We start from the raw sequence: 6,853 nt of genomic DNA, 5'->3' as shown, positions 1-6,853 counted from the left end.
GTTGACACCGTTATCGCGCGCTCTCGGGTGCGATAACGGTGTCAACTGCCTGTTCGGCAGGCGGGCGGAGCCCGGTCAGAGCGGGGTGACGGTGCCGCGGAAGTGCTGGCGGCCGCGGCCGCCGTTCCAGCCGACGTACGCGAAGCCGGGGGTCCCGGGCTCTGGCGTCACGGCGACGTCGACGGTGCCCGGCAGCAGCACCGGCGAGGCGAACTCGACCGTCCACCGGTACGCGTCTCCGCGGGCGTTCCCGACGTCGGCCAGCGCGCGGGCCGCGGTGTACATGCCGTGCGCGATGGCGCGGGGGAACCCGAACGCCTTGGCGGACAGGGCCGACAGGTGGATCGGGTTCCGGTCGCCGGAGACCGCGCCGTACGCGCGGCCGGTGCCCGGCCCGAGCGCCCAGCGGCCGGTCGGCAGCGGGGGCGTCCACGTGCCGGCGGGCGCGCGCTCCTCGCCGTCCTCGGGCTCGTCCGTCGCGGCGTCGGAGGCGTCCGCCTCCGCGGTCCACGGCAGGTGGAACCCCTTGGCGAGGTAGGTCGACACGCCGCGCCACACGGGCGCGCCGGCCGTCTCGTCCTGCCGGCGCACCTCGGCGACGAGGTCCACCTGGACGCCGCGCTTGTGCGGGCGCAGGTTCTCGGCCCACGCCCGCACCTCGAGCACGTCGCCGAGCACCACGGGACCGCGCACGACGACGTCGTTCGCGAGGTGCACCATGCCGAGCAGCGGCAGCGGGAAGTCGCCGCGCACCATGACCGCCGTCGCCAGCGGGAACGCGAGCACGTGCAGGTAGCCCGCGGGCAGCACGTCGGTGACCGGCTCGTGCAGCAGCCGCTGGTAGTCGTGCAGGTGGTGGGCGAGGTCCGCCGTCGGCACGCCGGTGACGCGGTAGGCGACGCCGGGCAGCGTCAGGGGCGGCTCCTCGCCGTCCCCCTCGCCGGACCTGCCCTGCCCGATGACGGGCAGCCCCGGCATCGCCCGGCCCGCGGCGATGCGGCCGGACGTGGCGGCGCCGCGCGCGTACAGCCCGCCGAGCCCGGGGAGGGTCGGCAGCGTCTCGACGCGCAGCGGCTCCCCGGCGCTGGTGGCCGGCGCGGCGGCCGTCACCGCCCCACCAGGTTCTGGCCGCACACGCGCAGCACCTGGCCGTTGACCCCGGCGGACGCGGGCGAGGCGAGGAAGACGATCGCCTCGGCGACGTCGACCGGCTGGCCGCCCTGCTGCAGCGAGTTGAGCCGGCGGGCCACCTCGCGGGTGGCGAACGGGATCGACGACGTCATGTCGGTCTCGATGAAGCCGGGTGCGACGGCGTTCGCGGTGCCGCCGCGCGCGGCCACCAGCGGCGCCGTGGCACGGGTGTGCCCGATGACGCCGGCCTTCGAGTAGCCGTAGTTGGTCTGGCCCTTGTTGCCGGCGATTCCGGAGGTCGACGCGAGCGAGACGATGCGCAGCCCGTCGACGCCCTCGCCGCCGTCGAGCCCGAGCAGCTGGTCGTTGATCCGCAGCTGGGCCTCGAGGTTCACGGCGATGACGGCGTCCCACTGGGCGGGCTTCATGTTGGCCAGGAGCTTGTCGCGCAGGATGCCCGCGTTGTGCACGACGACGTCGAGCCCGCCGTGCCGGGTGCGCGCGTGCTCCAGGATGCGGCGGCCCGCGTCGTCGCTCGTCACGTCGAGCTGGAGGGCGGTGCCGCCCACCGCGTTGGCGGTGCGGGCCAGTCCCTCGCCGGCGGCGGGGACGTCCACGCAGACGACGGTCGCGCCGTCGCGCGCGAGGGTCTTCGCGATCGCCGCGCCGATGCCGCGGGCTGCGCCGGTGACGACGGCGACCTTCCCGGCCAGGGGTCGGTCCCAGTCGGCGGGGGCGTCGGCGTCGGCCGGTCCGACCGGAAGGAGCTGGCCGTCCACGTACGCGGAGCGGGCGGACAGGAAGAACCGCAGCGTGGCGAGCACGGAGGTGCCGTCGACGGCGGCGCCGTCGGTGAGCACGATCCCGTTGCCGGTGGCGCCCGCGCGCAGCTCCTTGGCCAGCGAGCGCAGGAAGCCGTCGACGCCGTTGCGGGCCGCGGCCAGGGCCGGGGCGTCGCCGTCCGCGGCCGCGCGCGAGACGGTCACCACGCGGCCGTTGGTGGCGAGCCGGCGCAGCACCGACCCGACGGCGAGCACCGCGGGGGAGGCGTCGGTCGGCCGCGCGACCTGCGTGAGGACGAGCACGACGGCGCCCCAGCGCGCGTCGTCGGTGGGCTGGCGGCGCACGTCGAGCCCCCAGCCGAGCAGCTCCTGGGCGATCGTGTCCGCGTCGCCGGTGGAGGCGTCGTCCGAGACGACGAGCACCGGCCCGACGGTGAGCGGGTCGCCCGCGCGGAAGCGGCGGAGGATCGCGGGGCGCGGCAGGCCCAGCTTCTTCGCGAGCGTCTTGGTGAAGCCGGAGTTGACGGCCTTGGTGTAGGAGTCGGTCACGGGTTCCTCTCAGACGGACTCGACGACGGCGGTGGCCCCGAGGCCGCCCGCGGCGCAGATGGAGATGAGGGCGCGGGCGGGCTTGCCGGTCTCGGCGGCCTTCGCCGCCACCAGCTTCGCCGCCGTGGCGAGGATGCGCCCGCCGGTGGCCGCGAACGGGTGGCCCGCGGCGAGGGAGGAGCCGTTCACGTTGAGCTTGTCGCGGTCGACGCTCCCGAGCGGCTCGTCGAGCCCGAGCTCCGCCTTGCAGTAGTCGGCGTCCTCCCAGGCGGCGAGCGTCGTGAGGACGGTCGACGCGAACGCCTCGTGGATCTCGAAGAAGTCGAAGTCGCCGAGGGTGAGGCCGTTGCGGGCCAGCAGGCGCGGCACCGCGTGCACGGGCGCCATGAGGAGGCCGTCGTGGCCGTGCACGAAGTCGACCGCCGCGGTCTCCGCGTCGACGAGCCGCGCGAGGACGGGCAGGTCGCGCTCCGCGGCCCACGCGGCGGACGACAGCAGCACGGTGGACGCGCCGTCGGTCAGCGGGGTGGAGTTGCCCGCCGTCATGGTCGGCTCGGCGGGCTCGGCGAGGCCGCGTCCGAAGACCGGCTTGAGCTTCGCGAGCTTCTCCAGCGAGGTGTCCGCGCGCAGGTTGTCGTCGCGGGTCAGGCCGCGGAACGGCGTGACGAGGTCGTCGAAGAACCCGGCGTCCCAGGCGGCGGCGAGGTGCTGGTGGCTGGCGAGCGCGATCTCGTCCTGCGCGGCGCGGGAGATGCCCCAGCGCGCGGTGGTGATCGCCTGGTGCTCGCCCATCGACAGCCCGGTGCGGGGCTCGTCCGTGGCCGGGGTGAGCGGCTTGAGGTCGGACGGGCGGACCTTCGAGAACGCCTTGAGGCGGGCCTGCAGCGTCTTGGCGTGCGAGGCGTCGAGCAGCGCGCGGCGCAGCCCCTCGCTCACGGCGACGGGGGCGTCGGAGATGGTGTCGGAGCCGCCGGCGATGCCGGACTCGATCTGGCCGAGTCGGATCTTGTTCGCCACGGTGATGGCGGCCTCGAGCCCGGTGGCGCACGCCTGCTGCAGGTCGAAGGCGGGCGTCTGCGGGGAGAGCGAGGAGCCGAGCACCGACTCGCGGATGAGGTTGAAGTCGCGGGAGTGCTTGAGGACGGCGCCGCCCACGACCTCGCCGATGCGCTCGCCCTGGAGCCCGTAGCGGGCGACGAGGCCCTCGAGGGCGGCGGTGAACATCTCCTGGTTGGAGGCGTCGGCGTACTTCTTGCCGGCCCGTGAGAACGGGATGCGGTTGCCGCCCACGATCACGGCGTCACGCGGGGCGGACGAGCTCGCTTCCCGGGTCGCGGACGACGCGTCGGCGCGTGAGGCGTTCGAGGACGACGTCCGGGAGGTGCCGGACGGCTTGCGTGTAGCCACAGGGATAGATCCTTCACTCCGTCGGTCAGGTAGGACTCACAGTACCTGATACTCTCAGTCTCGTGAGACGAGTCACAAGGTGCGGCCGATGACGGCCGCGGAGCAGCTCGACGCCCGCTCGAACCAGGATTCTCGATCGGCCCTCGACGGTCGCTCGACGCGCTGGGACGACCATCGTGCCGCGCGGCGGGCGCAGCTCGTCAACGCCGCACGCAAGGCGGTGCACCGCGGCGGGCCCGGGGTCTCGATGGACGAGATCGCGTCCGAGGCGGGCACCTCGAAGTCGATCGTCTACCGGTACTTCGACGACAAGGCGGGGCTGCGCCTCGCCGTGTCCGCGCACGTCGTCGCGACGATGCACGACGCCCTCCGGGAGGCCGCCGAGGCGGCGCCGAGCCCGCACGCCGCGCTGCGCGCGATGGTCCGCGTCTACCTCGAGATGATCGAGCACTCGCCCAACGTCTACTGGTTCGTGACGCGCACCGCCATCGGCGGCAACGAGCCCGCGCCGGGAGCCGCCGGGACCGGGCAGGTCGAGGCGCTCGGCGCGTACCTCGACTCCGTCATCGAGCTGGTGGCCGAGCCCTTCGCCCGCGCCGTCCAGGTGGCACCCGCCCTCGCGGCCGCGTGGGCCGCAGGAGCCGTCGGCTTCGTCCGCGGCGCCGGCGAGTGGTGGCTCGGCCACGAGGGCCCCGGACGCCTCACCCGGGAGGAGCTCACCGAGCAGGTGACGCTCTGGCTGTGGACCGGCCCCGTCGGCGTCCTCCACCACGAGGGCGCGACGCCTCCCCCGACCTTCCCGACCTCCAACCCCGCACACCCGCAGGAGAACCGATGACCACGACGTCCGACCGTCCCGCGACGACGCAGGCCGCACCCGCCCCCAAGGCGACCCCGCGCGTCGACGTCGCCGGCCTGTCCGAGCAGCTGCTCGGTCGCTGGCCCGAGTGGCGTCGCTACGCCCGCGAGCGCGCGACCGACCCGACGTTCTGGAAGGACGAGTCGCTGTCCATGGCCGAGCACCGCGAGCGCGTGCTCGAGCAGATGAAGCTGCTCGCCACCGACGAGCGGCACCAGGTGTGGCTGGGCTACCCGACGCGCCTCGGCGGGGCGGACTCCCCGGGCGCGAACCTCGCGGGCTTCGAGGAGCTCGCCGTGGCCGACCCGTCGCTGCAGATCAAGGCGGGGGTCCAGTGGGGCCTGTTCGGGTCGGCGATCCTGCACCTGGGCACGCCCGAGCAGCAGGACCGCCTGCTCCCTGGCGCGATGGACCTGTCGGTGCCGGGTGCGTTCGCGATGACGGAGATCGGGCACGGCTCGGACGTCGCGTCGGTGGCCACGACGGCCACCTACGACCCCGAGACGCAGGAGTTCGTCATCCACACGCCGTTCCGCGCGGCGTGGAAGGAGTTCCTGGGCAACGCGGCCGTGCACGCCACGGCGGCGACCGTCTTCGCGCAGCTGATCACGAACGGCGTCAACCACGGGGTGCACTGCTTCTACGTGCCCGTGCGCGACCCGGAGACGATGGAGTTCCTGCCCGGGATCAGCGGGCACGACGACGGCCTCAAGGGCGGCCTGCGCGGCGTCGACAACGGTCGCCTCGCCTTCGACCAGGTGCGCATCCCGCGCGCGGACCTGCTGGCCCGCTACGGGGCGGTCGCGGAGGACGGCACGTACTCGTCGTCGATCGACAGCCCGGGTCGCCGCTTCTTCACCATGCTCGGCTCGCTCGTGCAGGGCCGCGTGTCCCTGGACGGCGCCGCGTCGACGGCCTCCAAGCTCGGCCTCGCCATCGCCGTGAAGTACGGCGCCGAGCGCCGCCAGTTCACGTCGGCGTCGCCCATCGAGGAGACGGTGCTGCTGGACTACGCGACGCACCGCCGCCGCCTGTTCCCGCGCATCGCCGAGACGTACGCGACGCACTTCGCGCACGACCGCCTGCTCGACCTGTTCGACGACGTCTTCTCCGGGGAGAAGGACACCCCGGAGAACCGCGAGGACCTCGAGACGATGGCGGCGGCGCTCAAGGCGACGTCGACCACGTTCGTGCTCGAGACCCTGCAGGAGGCCCGCGTGGCCTGCGGCGGCGCGGGCTTCATCACCGAGAACCGCATCACGAGCCTGCACCACGACATGGACGTGTACGCCACGTTCGAGGGCGACAACACGGTGCTGCTGCAGCTCGTGGCCAAGCGCCTCGTGGGCGACTACGCCAAGGAGCTCAAGGGCGCCACGTCGACCCCCGCCGGCATCGCGCGGTTCGTCGTCGACCGCGCCGCGGACGCCGCGCTGCACCGCACCGGTCTGCGCCGGGCGGGGCAGGCGCTCGCGGACGCCGGCGACCCGCGCCGCGCCGCCGGCCACCTGCGCGACGCGGAGACGCAGCGCGAGCTGCTCGCCGACCGCGTCGCGACGCTGGTCGAGGACGTCGCGATGGGGCTGCGCCCGGCGCAGAAGGCCGACCCGGCGACGGCGGCCAAGATCTTCGACGAGAACCAGGTGCAGCTCGTCGAGGCCGCCCGCGCGCACGCCGACCTGCTGCGCTGGTCGGCGTTCACCGACGCGCTCGAGCAGATCGAGGACCCGGGCACCCGCCGCGTGATGACCTGGGTGCGCGACGTCTTCGGCCTCACGCTCATCGAGCGCAACCTGGCGTGGTACCTGATCAACGGGCGCCTGTCCGCGCAGCGCGCGCGCACGGTCACGTCGTACGTCGACCGCCTGCTCGACCGCCTGCGCCCGCACGCCGTCGACCTGGTGGACGCGTGGGGCTACGGGCAGGAGCACCTGCGGGCGGTCATCGCGTCGGGCATCGAGGCGGAGCGGCAGGACGAGGCGCGCGCGTACTACGCGCAGCAGCGGGCCGACGGCACCGCGCCGGTCAGCGAGAAGGCGCTCAAGAAGCAGAAGCGCTCCTGACGCCGGTCGCCCCGGACGCCGGTGGGGCCCGTCGAGACGATGTCTCGGCGGGCCCTGTCTCT

The 6,853-nt window shown here is 74.2% G+C and carries 5 protein-coding genes; 2 read left to right on the top strand and 3 right to left on the bottom strand.

Going from position 1 to position 6,853, the window contains the following annotated elements:
• Nucleotides 1-75 precede the first annotated feature (75 nt).
• Genes ACFWDO_RS20715 through ACFWDO_RS20705 form a run of 3 tightly spaced genes read right to left on the bottom strand, consistent with a single transcriptional unit; the run spans nt 76 to nt 3,758 of the window.
• On the bottom strand, nt 76-1,110 hold the full coding sequence (locus tag ACFWDO_RS20715) for a MaoC family dehydratase (RefSeq protein ID WP_380326049.1): 1,035 nt from the start codon (nt 1,108-1,110) through the stop codon (nt 76-78).
• Nucleotides 1,107-2,462: a 3-oxoacyl-ACP reductase gene (locus tag ACFWDO_RS20710; protein ID WP_380326046.1), complete on the bottom strand. Its 1,356-nt coding sequence runs from the start codon at nt 2,460-2,462 to the stop codon at nt 1,107-1,109. The genes ACFWDO_RS20715 and ACFWDO_RS20710 overlap by 4 nt, the downstream gene beginning before the upstream one ends.
• A gap of 9 nt (nt 2,463-2,471) precedes the next feature.
• Nucleotides 2,472-3,758, bottom strand: coding sequence for an acetyl-CoA C-acetyltransferase (locus ACFWDO_RS20705; RefSeq protein WP_380326052.1), 1,287 nt, complete (start codon nt 3,756-3,758; stop codon nt 2,472-2,474).
• 199 nt (nt 3,759-3,957) lie between these two features.
• Here ACFWDO_RS20705 and ACFWDO_RS20700 point away from each other — a divergent pair, with 199 nt between their 5' ends.
• Nucleotides 3,958-4,707 (top strand): TetR/AcrR family transcriptional regulator, encoded by a 750-nt coding sequence (locus ACFWDO_RS20700; protein ID WP_380326043.1) that lies wholly within the window; start codon nt 3,958-3,960, stop codon nt 4,705-4,707.
• Nucleotides 4,704-6,791: an acyl-CoA dehydrogenase gene (locus ACFWDO_RS20695; RefSeq protein ID WP_380326040.1), complete on the top strand. Its 2,088-nt coding sequence runs from the start codon at nt 4,704-4,706 to the stop codon at nt 6,789-6,791. The genes ACFWDO_RS20700 and ACFWDO_RS20695 overlap by 4 nt, the downstream gene beginning before the upstream one ends.
• Nucleotides 6,792-6,853: the final 62 nt, after the last annotated feature.

It is taken from the genome of Isoptericola sp. NPDC060185 (assembly GCF_042728595.1).
Lineage (GTDB): Bacteria > Actinomycetota > Actinomycetes > Actinomycetales > Cellulomonadaceae > Isoptericola.
Note: the sequence above shows the minus strand (reverse complement) of the source record. Positions and strands in the feature narration are given on the sequence as shown.